This window comes from Archangium sp. Cb G35 (assembly GCF_001896145.1).
Classification (GTDB): Bacteria; Myxococcota; Myxococcia; order Myxococcales; family Myxococcaceae; genus Archangium; species Archangium violaceum.
Genome location: NZ_MPOI01000007.1, coordinates 361,821 through 379,192, shown reverse-complemented (window position 1 = coordinate 379,192; position 17,372 = coordinate 361,821). Strand labels below are relative to the sequence as shown.

Below are 17,372 nucleotides of genomic sequence, written 5' to 3'. Positions count from 1 at the left end.
GGTCGATTCTTTGGACGCCGCCCGGCTCGCGCTCTCCACCCATGCGAGTGACGAAGTCCGGAGGAATCCATGAAGAACAAGTCAGGAATCGTGGTGCTCGCCGCCTCGCTGGCACTGACCCAGGCGTGCGGCACGAATGAGCAGCAGCAGGAGAAGTCCACGGCCCCCGCCGTGGTGGACGTGAAGGAGGGAGAGGCCTCCGCGCGCGAGAACGAGTCCTTCGACGCGCTCTTCCGGGAGGCGGGCGAGGAGTTCGACGTACCGCCCGCGCTCCTCAAGTCCATCTCGTTCGTCCAGACGCGCTACCAGATGGTGGAGGGGGCCGAGGAGTTCGAGGGGCGCCCGGTGGTCTACGGACTGATGGCGCTGTCGGGGGCGGGGCTCGAGGAGGGCGCGAAGCTGGCCGGCGTCACGGTGGAGCAGGTCAAGAAGGACGCGCGTTCCAACGTCCGGGCGGCGGCGGCGCTGCTGTCCCACCGCGCGGATGCGCTGAAGATCGATCGGACGCAGGCGGCGAAGTGGGCCCCGGCGGTGGCCGAGGTGTCCGGCATCGAGAGCGAGGAGGGCCGTCGCAGCTTCGTGAACAACGAGGTCTTCCGGGTGGCCCGCCTGGGAATGGGCACGCTCTCGAAGGAGTGGGCCGCGAGTGGCCAGGGCCTGGTGGTGGAGGAGCTGGGGCAGCAGACCCATGCGCTCGCCGGTCCGGACTACGCGCCGGCCGTGTGGCGGCCCTCGCCCAACTTCAACGCCCGGCCCGTGGGCGTGAAGATGGTGATCATCCACACCTGTGAGAGTGGCTACTCGGGGTGCTGGAGCTGGCTGACCAACACCAGCTCGGGCGTGAGCGCGCACTACGTGGTGCGCGAGGACGGCGGGGAGATCAGCCAGCTGGTGCGGGACGGGAGCCGGGCCTGGCACATTGGCGCCACCTACCAGTGCAGCAACAACAGCGGCCAGGAGTGCGGGCTGAACGGAAGGAGCTCCAACGATTTCACCATCGGTATCGAGCACGGCGGGTATGCGTCGACGGTGAACTGGCCGGTGGGGCAGATCGACGCCTCGGCCCGGCTGCTGTGCGACATCACGCGTGACAACGGGGTTCCCAGGGATCGTTACCACGTGGTGGGCCACGGACAGCTCCAGCCGTACAACCGCACGGATCCCGGCGCGAACTGGCCGTGGGCGGACTACCTCAACCGCGCCAACGCCCACTGCGGCGCGGCGTGCGTGATCATGGGGGACATCAAGGCGAAGTACGACGCGGTGAACGGCCCCGTGCTGCTGGGCAGGTGCCAGGCCGGTGAGCTGGCGACGCCGGATGGGGTGGGGCGCTTCAACCACTTCGAGCGCGGCAGCATCTACTGGACGCCGGCGCTGGGCGCCCACGTGGTGATGGGGCAGATCCGCATCAAGTGGGAGCAGCTGGGCTGGGAGCGCAGCGCCGTGGGCTACCCCACCACCGACGAGCTGACGACGCCGGACGGGGTGGGCCGCTACAACCACTTCGAGCGCGGCAGCATCTACTGGACGCAGAACACGGGCGCCTGGGAGATCCACGGAGACATCCGCGAGAAGTGGAAGGCGCTGGGCTGGGAGCGCAGCGACCTGGGCTACCCGACGACGGGAGAGCTGAAGACGCCGGACGGAGCGGGCCGCTACAACCACTTCCAGAATGGCAGCATCTACTGGACGCAGGCGACGGGAGCGCGCGAGGTGAGGGGCCTCATCCACGCCAAGTGGGCGGAGCTGGGATGGGAGACGAGCTACCTGGGCTACCCCACCACCGACGAGCAGACGACGGCGGACGGAGTGGGCCGCTACAACCACTTCCAGCGCGGCAGCATCTACTTCACGCCGGCCACCGGAGCGCACGAGGTGATTGGAGACATCAACACGAAGTGGATTGCGCTGGGGCGTGAGGCGGGAGCGCTGGGTTATCCGCTGACGGACGAGACGAAGACGCCGGACGGGGTGGGGCGCTTCAACCACTTCCAGAACGGCAGCATCTACTGGACGCCGACGACGGGAGCGCACGAGGTGCTCGGCGCCATCCGGGCCAAGTGGGAGTCGCTGGGCTGGGAGCGCAGCGCGCTGGGCTATCCGGTGAAGGGCGAGTACGCCGTCACGGGTGGCCGTGAGAGCGAGTTCCAGAAGGGCTTCCTCACGCTCAACACCGCTACCAACACCGTCACCGTTCGCATGAAGTAGCAGTCCCGGTGGACCCCTGAGGTCCGCCACGAGCAGTCGAAGTCCGCCCGCGGCGGGAGAGGACCCATCCGCCTCCCGCCACGGGGCCCCCCTTTCCCCCCTCTACCCCCGAGAAGACACATGCGCCTGTCGCGTGGCTTGTTGCTGTTCTGCACCCTCACCGCCATCAGTTGCGGTGCTCCCGATGAAGAGCCCCGTCCCGTGGACGAGCTGACTGGCGAGGTCCTGATGGATCTGGCCGGGGCCCATGACATGCACCGCCTGATGGAGGATGCCGACCTGACCGGGTGGGGCTGGATTACTCCCGCGCAGGTGCAGGGGTTCCTCCAGCAGAAGGGCTCCTATCTGGCCGGGTACAGGGATCCCGTGTGGGGCAACAAGACGGCCGCCACGCTCATCGTCGAGCGCTCGCGCGCGCATGCCATCAGCCCGCTCTACATGCTGGCGCGCATCCAGATCGAGTCGGGCCTCATCCAGAGCGGTACCTCGAACAACCTGGCCAAGGCCACCGGTTGTGGCTGCCCGGACAGTGGTGGCTGCAACACGAGCTACTCGGGCTTTGGCAACCAGGTGGAGTGTGGTGCCGCGAAGATCCGGAACTACTTGAGGGACCTGGACGCGGGCCGTCCCACGGTGAGCGGGTGGAAGGTCGGTCTCACCAAGCAGACGTTGGATCCCTGCACGGTGACGCCCGCCACCAAGGCCACCGCCGCGCTCTATACGTACACGCCGTGGGTGGGCGCGTATGCCATGCAGTGCGGAAGGACCACGGTGGGTGGTTCGTCGCTCGTGTCGGCGGTCTTCTCCCGCTACCGGACCGATTACAACTGGGGCTCCAGTTGCGTGATCATGGGGGACATCAAGGCGAAGTACGACGCGGTGAACGGCCCCGTGCTGCTGGGCGCGTGCCAGGCTGGTGAGCTGGCCACGCCGGACGGGGTGGGGCGCTTCAACCACTTCGAGCGCGGCAGCATCTACTGGACGCCGGCGCTGGGCGCCCACGTGGTGATGGGGCAGATCCGCATCAAGTGGGAGCAGGTGGGCTGGGAGGTGGGCCCCCTGGGCTACCCCATCACCGACGAGCTGACGACGCCGGATGGGGTGGGCCGCTACAACCACTTTGAGCGCGGCAGCATCTACTGGACGCAGAACACGGGCGCCTGGGAGATCCACGGAGACATCCGCGAGAAGTGGAAGGCGCTGGGCTGGGAGCGCAGCGACCTGGGCTACCCGACGACGGGAGAGCTGAAGACGCCGGACGGAGCGGGCCGCTACAACCACTTCCAGAATGGCAGCATCTACTGGACGCAGGCGACGGGAGCGCGCGAGGTGAGGGGCCTCATCCACGCCAAGTGGGCGGAGTTGGGGTGGGAGACGAGCTACCTGGGCTACCCGGTGTCGGATGAGCAGGTGACGCCGGACGGAGTAGGCCGCTACAACCACTTCGAGCGTGGCAGCATCTACTTCACGCCGGCGACGGGCGCGCACGAGGTGATTGGAGACATCAACGCGAAGTGGATTGCGTTGGGGCGAGAGGCGGGACTGCTGGGCTACCCGCTGACGGACGAGACGAAGACGCCGGACGGGGTGGGGCGCTTCAACCACTTCCAGAACGGAAGCATCTACTGGACGCCGACGACGGGAGCGCGCGAGGTGCACGGACCCATCCGGGCCAAGTGGGAGTCGCTGGGCTGGGAGCGCAGTGCGCTGGGCTATCCGGTGACGGACGAGTACGCCGTCACGGGTGGCCGTGAGAGCGAGTTCCAGAAGGGCTTCCTCACGCTCAACACCGCTACCAACACCGTCACCGTTCGCATGAAGTAGCAATCCCCTGACAGTGCCCCCCAACACAGGATGGAAATCCCCATGAAAGTAGAAGGATTGCTGAATCCCCGTACGTGGCTGTCAGGTCTGTCAGTGGCGCTACTGTTGAGCGGCACCGGCTGCGGTTCCGAGGCTTCGAATGCGGACACGCAGGAGGTGCCCAAGCAGGAGGCGTCCATCACCATGGCCCTCGCGCGGCCCAACTTCCAGGCCCCCTTCCCCTGCGGGCAGTCCTGGACGTACAGCCACCACAGCGCCGAGGTGCGGCGCGCGCTGGACTTCGTGAAGAACGGCGGCGGCACCGATGGCCAGCCCAACCTCGCCTCCGCGGCTGGCTACGCGACACTGCACACCCAGGCCAACGGCGCTGGCAACTACGTCAAGATCGACCACGGTGGAGGGTGGATCACGTACTACTTCCACCTGAAATCCTTCTCGGTGGCGAACGGCACCCAGGTGCGCCAGGGCCAGGAGATTGGCCGCACGGGTAGCACCGGCGCCAGCAGCGGCTCTCACATCCACTACGAGCAGCTGCTCAACGGCGTGGGCCAGGACATCGTCATCAATGGTGTGTCTCTGGCTCCCTACCCGGGAAGCTATGGCTCCAGGAGCATCACCAGCAACAACTGCTCCCGTTGCGAGATCCTGGGGGAAATCAAGGTGAAGTACGACGCGGTGAACGGGCCCGTGCTGCTGGGCGCGTGCCAGGCCGGTGAGCTGGCGACGCCGGATGGGGTGGGGCGCTTCAACCACTTCGAGCGCGGCAGCATCTACTGGACGCCGGCGCTGGGCGCCCACGTGGTGATGGGGCAGATCCGCATCAAGTGGGAGCAGGTGGGCTGGGAGGTGGGCCCCCTGGGCTACCCCATCACCGACGAGCTGACGACGCCGGATGGGGTGGGCCGCTACAACCACTTCGAGCGCGGCAGCATCTACTGGACGCCGAATACGGGCGCCTGGGAGATCCACGGAGACATCCGCGAGAAGTGGAAGGCGCTGGGCTGGGAGCGCAGCGACCTGGGCTACCCGACGACGGGAGAGCTGAAGACGCCGGATGGAGCGGGCCGCTACAACCACTTCCAGAATGGCAGCATCTACTGGACGCAGGCGACGGGAGCGCGCGAGGTGAGGGGCCTCATCCACGCCAAGTGGGCGGAGCTGGGGTGGGAGACGAGCTACCTGGGCTACCCGACGACGGATGAGCAGACGACGCCGGACGGAGTGGGCCGCTACAACCACTTCCAGCGCGGCAGCATCTACTTCACGCCGGCCACCGGAGCGCACGAGGTGATTGGAGACATCAACGCGAAGTGGATTGCGTTGGGGCGAGAGGCGGGACTGCTGGGCTACCCGCTGACGGACGAGACGAAGACGCCGGACGGGGTGGGGCGCTTCAACCACTTCCAGAATGGCAGCATCTACTGGACGCCGACGACGGGAGCGCGCGAGGTGCACGGACCCATCCGGGCCAAGTGGGAGTCGCTGGGCTGGGAGCGCAGCGCGCTGGGCTATCCGGTGACGGACGAGTACGCCGTCACGGGGGGCCGTGAGAGTGAGTTCCAGAAGGGCTTCCTCACGCTCAACACCGCCACCAACACCGTCACCGTTCGCATGAAGTAGTTCAGGGGAGTCCTCCCCGAGCGACATCCCCGCGCAACATCCCCGCGCAACATCCCCTCTCCCCCCGGGAGAGGGACGGGGTGAGGGTGCCCGTCACCGTGCTCGATCCCACTCGGGCACCAGTCGCTCCATGCGCTAACATGTCCCTCCTGGCACGAAGTACGCGCGGGGAGGGCTGCATGCGACGTGGGTGGGTGCTCGGAGCAGTGCTCGGGATCCTGGCCGTGGGGGCGTGGCTGTCCATCCGGAGCAAGCCCTCGGCTCCGCTCCGGGTGGCCTCCACGGGCACCCGTGCTTCCGTCTCCAACGCCAGCAACGTGCCCTGGGCCCTGTTCCAGGCCTTTCCCTCCGCCTCCCGTGACACGGGCCTCCCCATCCGGGGGCTCGTGCGAGGCCCGAAGGGCCCCGTGGCGGGAGCGGTGGTGCTCGCCTCGGCCCCCGTGGCGGGTGAATCCCTCTCGGAGCTGACCTGTGTGGAGTACGGCGAGAGCCAGGCCCTGCTCAACTGCACCTCGGGTCCGGAACGTGAGCAGTTGCTGGCCCTGGTCGCGCGGCGTGAGGGCGAGGCACCCGTTGCCGCTCGTGCGGTCACGGAGACGGATGGCACCTTCACGTTGGAAGGGCTGGAGCCCGGCCCGTACTTGCTCTGGGTGGAGAGCGCCGAGGGCACGGGCCTGAAGCATGACGTGGCAGCCGGGAGCGAGGGCGTGGACCTGCCACTGGGCGCGGGGGTCCGGCTGTCGGGCAATGTCACGGACGATGCGAACAGCCCCATCGCGGGGGCGCTCGTCACCGCCATCTTCAAGGCGCAGAGCCGTTTCTTCGAGGCGATGAGCGATGAGCGTGGGCACTTCCGTCTGGGACCGTTCCCGCCGGGCGAATACACGCTGCTCATCGCGAAGGAGGGGCAGAAGACGTGGAGCGGTGACTTCACGGGCTATGCGCCCGAGGTGGAGAAGACCTTCATCCTGGCGGGGCCGAAGCGGGTCTCGGGCCGGGTCCTGCGCGAGGGGACTCCGGTGGCCGGGGCGGAGGTGCGGGCCCTGCAAGATCCCCGCGATTCGCCGGGTGCTGGGGCCGTGACCCTCACCGATGCGGCTGGACGGTTCTCCCTCGAGGGCTTGCGGCTCCAGTTCCCATATCTTGCCGCCACGCAGGGCGGAGATGGCGCCCTGGCGTATCTCTATTTCGAGGAAGGGAAGCGCGAGCTCACCGACGTCACATTGGAGCTCGTTCCGGCCGCGCACCTGCGAGGCCGGGTGCTGGACGAGGAACAGAGGCCTGTTCCGGGCATATTGGTCACGGCGGAGTGGATGCGTGGGGACAAGCGCGGTGTGCTGGTTGCACGCACGGACGAGGAGGGGCGGTACCAACTGGGTCCCGTGCCAGCTGGCACGGTGAGCCTGATGGCGTACATGAAGGGCTATGTCCCGCACCGCCGCGAGCAGGAGTTTTCGCGGGGGGAGTACACCGTGGACCTCACCCTGACGCGAGCGGCCTCGGTAGAGGGGGTCCTGGTGGATGCCGCGGGGCGGCCGGTGGCGAAGGAGTATCTGTCCGTGTCGCCGGTCGATGCCGATGAAGAGGACCAGTCGATCCGTGTGAACGGGACTTCCAAAGCGGATGGGCGTTTCTCCCTCGATGCCCCCAAGCCCGGGCGCTACCGGCTCGAGTTCGGGGGGAACAGGATGATGAAGCAGGTGGTGGAAGTGCTCGCGCCTTCGAGCCAGCGCCTCGTGGCCACTCCCCTGCCTTCCGTGGAGGTGGAGGTGGTGGATGAGGCGGGGATGCCCCTGCCGGACGTCTCGTTGGGGCTCTGGCCCGCCTCGGACGCGGAGGAGCCGGACGCCCGGGTGGGCTGGGGGTACACGGATCTCCGGGGGCGCTCCGTGGTCGCGGCCCCGAAGCCTGGCCGCTACCGGCTCGCCGCCGAGCTGGCGCGGGATGATTTCATCCGGACCGCCTCGCAGTGGGTCGACCTGGGCGAGACTCCCGCACAGCTGCGGGTGCGCTTCGCGGGAGGGCAGGGGCTCTCCGGGATCGCGGTGGACTCACGAGGAGAACCGATCGAGGGGGCCCACATCCGTCTGGAGTCACTCCTGGATGTGCAGAAGGAAGGGTGTGGGAGTCCTCCCCGCGGTGTCAGTACGGGCCCCGATGGCCGCTTCGTCTTCGGCCAGCTCGTGGGTGAGCGGTTCGTCCTGACGATCTGGAAGGAGCGCTACAAGCTTTCGTCATCACAGGGGGAGTATGGCCGCCTCGAGGTCACGCCGGGCATGAGGGATCTGCGGCTCGTACTCGACCGTCTTCAGGAGGAGGTGGAGGGGACGGTCACTGACGAGCCCTGAGGCACGGCATCCGCGAGCGCGAGCTCGACGCGGCCGTGCTGTTCATCGGTGGAGGCCACGCGCACTCGCAGGGGCATGCCGATGGTGAAGGTGCGCGAGGCGCTCACGAGCGACGTCTCCCGGGGATCCGGCTGATAGGGCCCGTCGGGCAGGGCGTCCGCGGGGAGGTTGGCCTCCACCAGCATGCCGTCGAGCTGGACGAGCAGGCCGGAGGGCCGCACGCGGGTAATCCGTCCGGTGAACTCACTGCCCACGTGCGAGGCCATCACCCGGGCCTCCAGCACGCGGTGGCGATCCTTCTCGGCGCGGCCGGCGGTGCGGGAGCGTTCGTTGAGGTGCACCCCGAGTTGCTCGATGGAGGGGTCCTCGTGCACGAAGTCGCGCCGGCCGCGCAGGTACTGCTTGAGGGCGCGGTGGACGGAGAGGTCCGCGTAGCGCCGGATGGGCGAGGTGAAGTGGAGGTACGCACGCGCGGCGAGGCCGAAGTGCATGGCCGGGACCACGGTGTAGCGCGAGGGCCCCAGCGAGCGCCGCAGCACCGAGCGCAGGGCCGGCTCCGCGGTGCAGCCGGCGATCTGCCGGTCGAACGCGGCGAGCGCCAGCGGAGTGAGCCTGCGGCCAAAGCCCGCGCCGAAACCCGAGTGCTGTGCGAAGGCGGCCAGATCCGCCACGCGCTGGGGCTCCGGCTCGTCCTGGACGCGGAAGAGGGCGGGGACGCCGCGATCGATGAGCCAGCCCGCGATGGCCTCGTTGGCGGCGACCATGAAGCGCTCCACCATCGTGTGCGCCGTCGTGGGCCTGACGGCCTCGATGCCGGAGACCTCTCCCGTCTCCTCGTCGAAGGTGAAGCGGGCCTCGTCGCGCGACATCTCGATGCCCCCGCGCCCGGCCCGCGCCACCGCCAGCCGCGCCGCCGCCGCGCGGAACCATGGCATCGCCTCGCGCACCGGGGCCATCGGCTCGGACACCTCGCCCTTGTCGAGGTAGTCCGCCACCTCGGTGTAGCTCAGCTTCGCCCACGAGCGGATGAGGCTCTCGTAGACATCCGCCGCGGTGACCCGGCCCTCCGGGTCGATGCGCAGCTCCACGGTGAGGCACAGCCGGTCCTCGCCGGGCACGAGGCTGAGCCAGTCCGTCGAGAGCGCCTCGGGGAGCATGGGCAGCATGGCGCCGGCGAGGTACACGCTGGTGGCCCGCTCGCGTGCCACCCGGTCCAGCGCGGAGCCCTCGGTGACGAACTCGGCGGGGTCGGCGATGGAGACGAACAGGCGCAGGGCCCCGTCTCCACCCGCGGGCAGCACGGAGATGGCGTCGTCGATGACGCGTGTGGATGGTGCGTCCACGGTGACGGTGGGCACCTGGCGCAGATCGCGCCGGCCTCCGAGCGCGTGGGGCACGGTGAGCAGCCGCTGAACCTCGGAGTGGACCTCGGGGTCGAAGTCGCGGCGCAGCCCATGGCGCACGATGATGCGCTCCAGCGAGCGATCCGTGCCCGGCTCCAGCTTGCGCAGCAGCCAGGCCTTGCCGTCGGCGACGCGCGCCACCACCGCGTCCTGGGGCTGCACCTCGACACCGGCCGTCTCCAGGGGCCAGTCGCCATTGGCCACGTCACGGTCGATGCGCAGGTGGACGGCTCCCTTGCGCAGCACCACCTCTCCGTAGACCTCCTGGCGCGGACGGTTCAGGAGGGACAGCCCGTTCGCGCTCCAGCGGCCGTCCTCCGAGGCCGTCACCGTCGCGGAGACGACGTCATCGGCGAGGTACGGGTTGAGCTCGGGCGGCGGGATGAACGCGGAGAGCACCTCGTCGGAGCCGGACGGCTGCACGACGAGGAAGCCGAAGCCGCGAGGGTGGACGTCGATGCGGCCGGTGACGGTGCGCGAAGGGGAGGGCGTTTCCATGGGGCGCGGCATGCTACCCGCCTGGCTCGTGGACACCTATCCGTACGCGCGATACACGCTCAGCGTGCGGGGACGAGCTTGTTCCCCGCGCGTTTCCAGAAGTGCGGCAGTTGGGCACGTACCTGGGCGGTGCCCCCTGGCTCCTGCCGCTCCACACGTGTGAACTGGTCATCCGAGGACAGCTTCCAGCTCACACCGGAGGGACCTCGAATTTCGGGCTGTGGCCGTGGGGGCGGCATGGGGGGCGGCTCCTTCGGTGAACTCCAGGTCTTGCCTCCATCACGCGTGGTGAGTGCGCGGACCGGGGCGTTCTCCTCGTTCGCGTCCGATAGCCACACCGTGCCCCGCTGGCCGTCCGTCCACTCCATCCACTCCGGCCACTCGGACCAGATGGCCTTGGGAAGCGTGCTCCGGCGTTTCCACGTCGCCCCGCAGTCGGAGCTCGCGAACAGGAGCAGCTCTCCCGGGCCCTCGGTGGTCCACCCCACGAGCACCCGGCCCTGGCAGCCCTCGAATTCCACGAAGAGCACCTCGCTGTGTTCCACTGCGGGTAGGACCTCGGTCCAATGCGCTCCACCGTCCGTGCTGCGCAGCAGCAGGGCACGCAAGGGGTGCGAGGGCACGGAGAGCTTGCCGGAGAGGAAGAGGCCCGCCTCCGCGCGCGCGGGAGCCGTGAGCCCGGTGATGTTCAACGTGACCTCGTCGCCGGACCCGGCCGCGCCCGCTTTCAATGCCACGGGCGGCGGGGGCGAGGCGGCGAGCAGCGCGCAGAGACACAGGAGGATCATCCGGCAACTCCTCGGCTCGGGCTCGTGAGGAGACCCGCACCCTGGTGGAATGTCCAAGGAATTCTGGGTCCTTCGCGGATCCATTCGCGGGAGCCCGCGCAATGGACGCCTGCGGCGAGGGTTCTCGGCGGGCCACAGTGGCACCTCCCTGCCCGCCTGGTTTCGGAAACGCCCGGATTCGGCCCACAATGGCGCTGAGCCACGAGGACGCCGCACCCTCACCGTTGTTCCCCTGATATGGCGCTACCTTCTTCTGCCGAGATGAGCCAGGACCTCCCCCCGCCACACGAGCCCCGAGCCGAGGCCTCTTCGGGATCCGAGAGGGTCTCGTGGCTCCTGCGCTGGTTGGACTTGTTCCTCTCGGAGCCCCTGCGCAACGCGGCTCCCGGGGATCTCGTCCGCCACCGGGTGCTCGTGGGCTCCGCGTGTTTCATGCTGGTGTTCACCCTGATGTACACGGCGGGCACGCTGTTCACGCCGTACTCCCCGCTCCCCAGCGCCATGGGCGTGTTCTACCTGGCGGCGCTGTTGGCGGCGCGCAAGGCCAACACGATCGCTCTTCCCGCGTTCTTCATGCTGGCGGGCATCACGGGCAGTTTCGTGGGGGGCCTCTTCATGAACGAGCCCCACCGCGAAGGCGGCGTGCATGCCATCTACCTGCTGCTCCCCGCCCTCGCCGTGTACCTGCTGGGGACGCGCCAGGCGCTGGTCTACACCCTCCTCGTCGCCGTGATGATGAACGGAGTCCATCCCCTCTCCGTCTTCGACCGCCTCGACCTGACCTCCAAGGCGGATATCTCCCGGTTCTGGGTCCGGCACGTCATGTCGGGCTTCACCTTCGTGGGCATCTGGGGACTGAGTGCGTTGCACAGCATCGCGCGGGCCGCGGCCTACCATTCGCTCGAGCGGGTGTTGAAGAAGCTTCGGAGCAGTGAGAGCAAGTTGAGCAGCATCATCGAGAGCACCGACGACATCGTGGCCTCGATAGATACCGAGGGGCGCGTGCTCGTCGCCAACTCGGCCATGCGGCAATTCCACCGGAAGCTCTTCGGCTCGGAGCTCGAGCTGGGGCAGCCGCTCTTGCGCCACTCGACGCCGGAGCGGTTCCAGCTCTGGAATGAGCGCCTTGCCCAGGTGTATCGAGGCCAGCGCCTGCGCCTGGAGGACACCGTCTTCCCGCTGGAAGGCACGCGCCTCGTGCTGGACCTCAACCTCCACCCCATCCTGGCGGAGGACGGCCAGACCGTGGTGGGGGTGACGCTCTTCGGCCGTGACATCACCAGCCGCAAGGAGGCGGAGGCCCGGGTGGGAGAGATGCACCGCACCCTGGTGGATGTCTCCCGCCAGATGGGCATGGCCGAGGTCGCCACCGGTGTGCTCCACAACGTGGGCAACACCCTCAACAGCGTCAACATCTCCACCACGCTCGTCACCGAACAGCTCCGCCGCTCCCGCGTCAGCGGACTGGTCAAGGCCACCCACCTGATGCGCGATCACTCCGCGGATCTCGCCTCCTTCCTCACCAGCGACTCGCAGGGCAAGCAGTTGCCGCCCTATCTCGTCGCGGTGTCCGACCAGCTGGTGGAAGAGCGGGACGCCATGCTCAAGGAGATGCAGTCGCTCGGCCAGAGTGTCGAGCACATCAAGTCCATCGTCAGCATGCAGCAGAAGCACGCGCGCACCGCGGGCGCGGTGGAGCAGGTGGCCGTGCCCCAGCTCATCGACGAGGCCCTGCGCCTGCACGCCATCTCCTTCGAGCGGCTGGCCATCCGCATCGTGCGCGAGTACGCCGAAGTGCCCCAGATCTTCGTGGACCGGCACAAGCTGCTGCAGATTCTCATCAACCTGCTGAGCAACGCGCGCCACGCGCTGGTGGAAAGCGGGCACCAGGACAAGTGTCTGCGCATCCATGTCCAGCCCGCGTCCGAGGCGGAGCGGCTGCGCATCGAGGTGACGGACAATGGGGTGGGCATCGCCGCGGAAAACATGGCGCGCCTGTTCACCCAGGGCTTCACCACCAAGAGGGACGGGCACGGCTTCGGTCTGCACATCAGCGCCCTGGCGGCCGAGGAGATGAAGGGCCGGCTCACCTGCAGCAGTCCTGGCGCCGGCCAGGGCGCCACCTTCACACTCGAGCTGCCCGTGAAGGACGAGTCCGCCTGAGGGTCCCCTGCCAAGGCGGAGGGGACATGCCCGGTTACGGCCTGGGGGGGGCGCGTTCGACCAGCGATACCAGATCCGCCTGCACGCCCAGCACCGCGAAGCCGAAATTGCCCCAGTTGTAGATGTCCCGGCTCGTCACGTCCGCGCCTCCCCCGAGCAGCCGCAGCCGCGCGTAGGCGTGCACGTCTCCCTTCGAGTTCAACGGAAGGCCCAGCGTCAGCGCCACGTCGTAGATGCCGCCCGTCGTGTTGCCGATCAGTCCGAAGGTGGACAGCGCATCCGCCTCGAGCCCCGCCCATACCCGGGAGGGCAACTCGTAGCGCAGCCGCGTCTTCAGCGCTCCCACCACGCCGATGTCGCTCTCCTTCGCGTAGCGCGTGCCGTCCACCGCGCCCAGGGCCACCAGCGCGTTGCGGATCTGCACGCTCGCCCCGATGTCCCAGGTGAAGCGCTCACCGTTGACGAGCCGGTACAGGTAGCTGGCCCGGTACCCATCGAAGAGGTAGCGGCTGTCCACCACCGTCCCCGTGGGGAACACCGTTCCCCGGAAGTCGATGTCCTTCGGCAGCGTCGCGCGCGTGGTGATGTCGAAGGGCGCGTACAGCAGGATGATGCCGTGCCGTTCCCCCAGCCGCGCCTCGAGCGCGATCCGTTGGCTGCGGTACAGATTGTCCTTCTGGTTGAGGTCGCCGGCTTCGTAGGGGGTGCCGGTCGGGCCGTAGCGGCCATCGTTCTGGAAGATGTAGGCCGGCCCCGTTTCGTACTCGGCGACGAGTGCCGACAGCGGGCTTTGGGCCAGGGCCGGAGTGGTCATCAGCATCAGGGTGAGCAGAGGGATTCGCATGGCGGCCCCTCCGATGCCGGACCGCTCAGCGGGTTCCGCGTGCCTCCACCTCGCTCAGCGTGAGTGTGTCCTTTTCTGGAAACACGCTGAGCGCCTCCACGTCCAGCAGCGGCACCGGCAGCGCGCAGGTCTCCCACTGTCCGGTGCCCTTGAAGCGGCAGGCCACCGGATCCACGAAGCTCGTCTTCGAGTCCGGATCGTGCTTCCCCAGGCCATCCCCGGTGCGGACGGCGGCGCGCAGCGTGCCCGGGCCACTGGCGCGCACCCGCAGCGCGGACAACTGGTGCACGGGCGGCTCGAACACCGCGCTCAGCGCGCCGTCCTTCTCCCACCGCTCTCCCTGGGGCTTGGCCGCGAGCGTCACGCCCGTGGTCTCCTGCCCATCGAACGGCTTTTCTCCACCCGGAGTGCCCACGGTGCGGTCCGGTTTCAGCACGGCGCTCTCTCCGGCCGGCTTTTCCTGGACGAGCTGCGTCAAAGCGGGGACCCCGCCGCGCACCACGGCCGCGTGCAGCACATTGGCGGGGAGCTGGCCCGCCTTCGCGCACACCGGGGCCAGCTGGCCGAGCGTCTCCTTCTGCGCGTCCGTCAGGCTGTCCTGGGGCAGGGCGGCGGGCGCCAGCAGGGCGCGCGACACCTCGGCACAGGCCTCCGGTGTTCCCGGCCCGGCGTGTTCCAGGTACCAACGCAGGTTGGAGGAGTCGGCCGGGCGTCCCGCCATCAGCCCCAGCACCGCCCGTGTGACATGGCTCGCGCAGGGGTTGGCCCCGGCCTGGCAGCGCTGGCACAGGGTCTCCAGCAGCTCCCTCAAGGGTGGCGCCCCCGCCTCGAGCTGCGAGCGGGCATCCAGGGCCGGGCCGAGCTCACAGGCTCGTACCGGGGGCTTCGGGCAGGCGTCGAGCTGTTGCCGGGCCCTCGCGAAGGCGGCGGGGTTTCCGGGGGCTCGCACCGCGCCTTCCAGGGCTCGCTCCAGGGTGCGACAGGCCTGGTCGCTCGCCGAGGCGGGCGCGGGGGGAGGGGACTCGGCCCGGCGCTCGCCCCGGTGGGTGATGAAATAGAGGCGGACGAAGGCCACCAGCGCCAGGGTCATCAGCAGCAGGGTTCGGAGCGGGAAGCGTCGCACGATTGCAAACTCCTTGATTCCGGCCGGGATGGGTGGTTATCAGCGCCGCTCGGGTACATCCACTCCGGAGGCGTTCGTGGCTGAGACTTTCGACTTGGTGATCATCGGTTCGGGCCCCGGCGGGTATGTCGGTGCGATCCGGGCCGCGCAGCTGGGGCTGAAGACGGCCATTATCGAGAAGGACAAGCGCCTGGGTGGCACCTGCCTCCATCGCGGTTGCATCCCCACCAAGTCGCTCCTGTGGTCCGCGGCCCTGCTGCACCACATCCGCGAGGCCGCTGACTTCGGTATCGAGGTGCCGGCTCCGGTGGTCAACTGGGCCAAGGTCCAGGAGCACAAGCAGAAGGTGGTCACCAAGGGTGCCAACGGCATCGACTACCTGATGAAGAAGAACAAGATCACCGTCATCAAGGGCCATGGCCGCATCGTCGGCAAGGGCAAGGTCGAGGTCACCCTCGAGGGCGGTGGCAAGCAGTCGCTGGACACCAAGAACATCATCATCGCCACCGGCTCGGTGCCCAAGTCCCTGCCCAACGTGGCGGTGGACCACAAGCGCGTCCTCAACAGCGACTCCATCCTGGAGCTGGACCGCATCCCCAAGAGCCTGATCGTCATCGGCGCCGGCGCCGTGGGCTGCGAGTTCGCCTCCGTCTTCAACCACATGGGCAGCCAGGTCTCCATCGTGGAGTACATGCCCAACCTGCTCCCCATCGAGGACATCGACTGCTCGAAGGAGCTGGAGAAGCACTTCAAGCGCCGGAAGATCGATCTGCACACCGGCGCCAAGGTGGAGAAGGTCGAGACCACCGCCACCGGCGCGAAGCTCACCATGACCGTGGGCAACGAGACGCGCACCATCGAGGCCGAGTACGTCCTGTCCGCCGTGGGCCGAGCCCCCGTCAGCGAGGACATCGGTCTGCAGCTCACGTCCATCAAGCCCGACCGCGGCTTCATCAAGACGGACGCGATGATGCGCACCAGCGAGCCCAACGTGTACGCCATCGGTGACGTCATCCCCACGCCGATGCTCGCCCACGTCGCCAGCGCCGAGTGCGTCCTCGCCGTCGAGCACATCGCCGGCAAGAACCCTGCTCCCATCAACTACGACCTCACCCCCTCCGCCACCTACTGCTACCCCGAGGTGGCTTCCGTGGGTCTCACGGAGAAGAAGGCCAAGGAGCGCGGCTACGACGTCAAGGCCGCCATCTTCCCGTTCTCCGCCGTCACCAAGGCCTCCATCTCCAACGAGGCCTTCGGCATGATCAAGGTCGTCTCCGACAAGAAGTATGACGAGGTGCTCGGCGTCCACCTCGTGGGCCCCCACGCCACCGAGCTCCTCGCCGAGGCCTGCGTCGCCATGCGCCTGGAGATCACCACCGAGGAGCTCGCTCATACGATGCACGCTCACCCCACGCTCTCCGAGATCATCAAGGAGGGCGCCGAGGCCACCCTGGGTCACCCGATCCACATCTGAGTCACCGGGGGGAACCCTGGGCCCGGATACCCTCACCCCGTCCCTCTCCCGGTGGGAGAGGGGTGGTGGGCACGGTGAGAGTAGGGAACAGCGAGTAGGGAACAGCAGGTTGTGATCAGGCCGTTCGGGACTCCTCTGTCTCGGACGGCCTTCGCATGTCTGGCGGTGGGTACACCTTCACGCGCCCCAGCAGCTCCGCCAGATCGAATGCGTCCAGCAGCGCGTGCCCCTTCAGATCATTGTTGAAGTAGACCCACGCCGTCCGCCCCTTGCGTCTCCACGCGTCCAGCTCGCACGCCACCGGCCATAGGGCCTCGCGCCCGTAACGTCCCTCGTAGCGTGAGCCCGCTCCGTGGAAGCGGATGTAACGGAAGGTTCCGGTGAGGCGCGGTGGGGGCACTGGCACGAGGTCGTGCTCGCACACCGCCGCTCCCCGGCGATCCAGCACCTCCAGCACCTCGTCGTGGTACCAGGCCGCGTCACGGAACTCGACGACGTACTGGATGCCTCGCGGCAACGCGGCCAGGAAGCGATCCAGCCGCTCCGGATCCGGTTTCTTCATGTGCGGTGGTAGCTGCCACAACACCGGGCCCAGCTTGGAGCCCAGGCGCAGGATGACGCTGAAGTAGCGCTCCAGGCCCTCGCCCACGTCCGTCAGCCGCTTCATGTGCGTGAGATAGCGGCTGCCCTTGCACGCGAACTTGAAGCCCGTCGGTGTCTGCTCCCTCCAGCCGTCCACCGCGTCCGCCGTGGGCAACCGGTAGAACGGTGCGTTCAGCTCCACCGTGGCGAATACCCGCGCGAAGTAGGGGAGCCAGCGGCTGGCCGGCAGCCCGGTTGGATAGAAGAGTCCCTTCCAGTGCTTGTAGACGTAGCCGCTCGTCCCCAGGTGGATGGGTCTCATGCCCCTAGCATGGGCACTCCCGCCCTCCCGGGCCCCTGGCGCCCAACGCGTGCTCCGCTCATCCTTCGCTCAAGCTGTGCTTACGGCCGGGAGGTGGGCGAGCCTCCTGGGTCACCCCGTTACTGCCCACTCACGATGGGGCCGTTACAACAGGCGGGAACTCGGGGAAGCTGAC

11 protein-coding genes are annotated in these 17,372 nt (G+C 68.3%); 6 read left to right on the top strand and 5 right to left on the bottom strand.

Going from position 1 to position 17,372, the window contains the following annotated elements; translation table 11 throughout:
- Nucleotides 1-69 precede the first annotated feature (69 nt).
- The 4 genes from BO221_RS23000 (at nt 70) to BO221_RS22985 (ending at nt 8,000) form a co-directional block, all read left to right on the top strand.
- Nucleotides 70-2,208, top strand: a complete 2,139-nt coding sequence (locus tag BO221_RS23000; RefSeq protein ID WP_073562626.1) for an N-acetylmuramoyl-L-alanine amidase — start codon at nt 70-72, stop codon at nt 2,206-2,208.
- A gap of 120 nt (nt 2,209-2,328) precedes the next feature.
- Nucleotides 2,329-4,032, top strand: a complete 1,704-nt coding sequence (locus tag BO221_RS57375; protein WP_073562625.1) for an LGFP repeat-containing protein — start codon at nt 2,329-2,331, stop codon at nt 4,030-4,032.
- Between the two features lie 42 nt (nt 4,033-4,074).
- Nucleotides 4,075-5,652, top strand: coding sequence for a peptidoglycan DD-metalloendopeptidase family protein (locus BO221_RS54925; RefSeq protein WP_158079898.1), 1,578 nt, complete (start codon nt 4,075-4,077; stop codon nt 5,650-5,652).
- Between the two features lie 179 nt (nt 5,653-5,831).
- Nucleotides 5,832-8,000, top strand: coding sequence for a carboxypeptidase-like regulatory domain-containing protein (locus BO221_RS22985; protein WP_158079897.1), 2,169 nt, complete (start codon nt 5,832-5,834; stop codon nt 7,998-8,000).
- On the opposite strand, the gene BO221_RS22980 is transcribed toward BO221_RS22985, so the two are convergent.
- Together BO221_RS22980 and BO221_RS22975 are read right to left on the bottom strand one after the other, a co-directional pair.
- Nucleotides 7,961-9,901, bottom strand: coding sequence for a ribonuclease R family protein (locus BO221_RS22980; protein WP_073562622.1), 1,941 nt, complete (start codon nt 9,899-9,901; stop codon nt 7,961-7,963). The two genes, BO221_RS22985 and BO221_RS22980, sit on opposite strands and share 40 nt — an antisense overlap.
- Nucleotides 9,902-9,960: 59 nt before the next feature.
- Complete coding sequence (locus BO221_RS22975; RefSeq protein ID WP_073562621.1) at nt 9,961-10,689, bottom strand: sialidase family protein; 729 nt, start codon at nt 10,687-10,689, stop codon at nt 9,961-9,963.
- A 345-nt stretch (nt 10,690-11,034) separates the two neighbouring features.
- Between BO221_RS22975 and BO221_RS22970 the strand changes: the two genes are divergently transcribed.
- Complete coding sequence (locus BO221_RS22970; RefSeq protein ID WP_233166218.1) at nt 11,035-12,852, top strand: ATP-binding protein; 1,818 nt, start codon at nt 11,035-11,037, stop codon at nt 12,850-12,852.
- A 34-nt stretch (nt 12,853-12,886) separates the two neighbouring features.
- On the opposite strand, the gene BO221_RS22965 is transcribed toward BO221_RS22970, so the two are convergent.
- The gene (locus BO221_RS22965; protein ID WP_073562619.1) at nt 12,887-13,696 is read right to left on the bottom strand and encodes a hypothetical protein; all 810 of its coding nucleotides are present in this window, start codon (nt 13,694-13,696) and stop codon (nt 12,887-12,889) included.
- A gap of 25 nt (nt 13,697-13,721) precedes the next feature.
- Entirely contained in the window at nt 13,722-14,819 is a 1,098-nt protein-coding gene (locus tag BO221_RS22960) for a hypothetical protein (protein WP_233166217.1), read from the bottom strand.
- Nucleotides 14,820-14,895: 76 nt separating this feature from the next.
- Between BO221_RS22960 and lpdA the strand changes: the two genes are divergently transcribed.
- Nucleotides 14,896-16,293 (top strand): dihydrolipoyl dehydrogenase, encoded by a 1,398-nt coding sequence (lpdA, locus tag BO221_RS22955; protein ID WP_073562618.1) that lies wholly within the window; start codon nt 14,896-14,898, stop codon nt 16,291-16,293.
- 115 nt (nt 16,294-16,408) lie between these two features.
- Here lpdA and BO221_RS22950 read toward each other — a convergent pair whose 3' ends face one another.
- Nucleotides 16,409-17,197, bottom strand: coding sequence for a DUF72 domain-containing protein (locus tag BO221_RS22950; protein ID WP_073562617.1), 789 nt, complete (start codon nt 17,195-17,197; stop codon nt 16,409-16,411).
- Nucleotides 17,198-17,372: the final 175 nt, after the last annotated feature.

Excerpts from the sequence above, each read along its gene's own strand:
- BO221_RS57375 (WP_073562625.1), top strand. The coding sequence starts at position 2,329 with ATGCGCCTGTCGCGTGGCTTGTTGCTGTTCTGCACCCTCACCGCCATC.
- BO221_RS22965 (WP_073562619.1), bottom strand. The coding sequence starts at position 13,696 with ATGCGAATCCCTCTGCTCACCCTGATGCTGATGACCACTCCGGCCCTG.
- BO221_RS22950 (WP_073562617.1), bottom strand. The coding sequence starts at position 17,197 with ATGAGACCCATCCACCTGGGGACGAGCGGCTACGTCTACAAGCACTGG.
- BO221_RS23000 (WP_073562626.1), top strand. The coding sequence starts at position 70 with ATGAAGAACAAGTCAGGAATCGTGGTGCTCGCCGCCTCGCTGGCACTG.
- BO221_RS22985 (WP_158079897.1), top strand. The coding sequence starts at position 5,832 with ATGCGACGTGGGTGGGTGCTCGGAGCAGTGCTCGGGATCCTGGCCGTG.
- BO221_RS54925 (WP_158079898.1), top strand. The coding sequence starts at position 4,075 with ATGAAAGTAGAAGGATTGCTGAATCCCCGTACGTGGCTGTCAGGTCTG.
- BO221_RS22975 (WP_073562621.1), bottom strand. The coding sequence starts at position 10,689 with ATGATCCTCCTGTGTCTCTGCGCGCTGCTCGCCGCCTCGCCCCCGCCG.
- BO221_RS22980 (WP_073562622.1), bottom strand. The coding sequence starts at position 9,901 with ATGGAAACGCCCTCCCCTTCGCGCACCGTCACCGGCCGCATCGACGTC.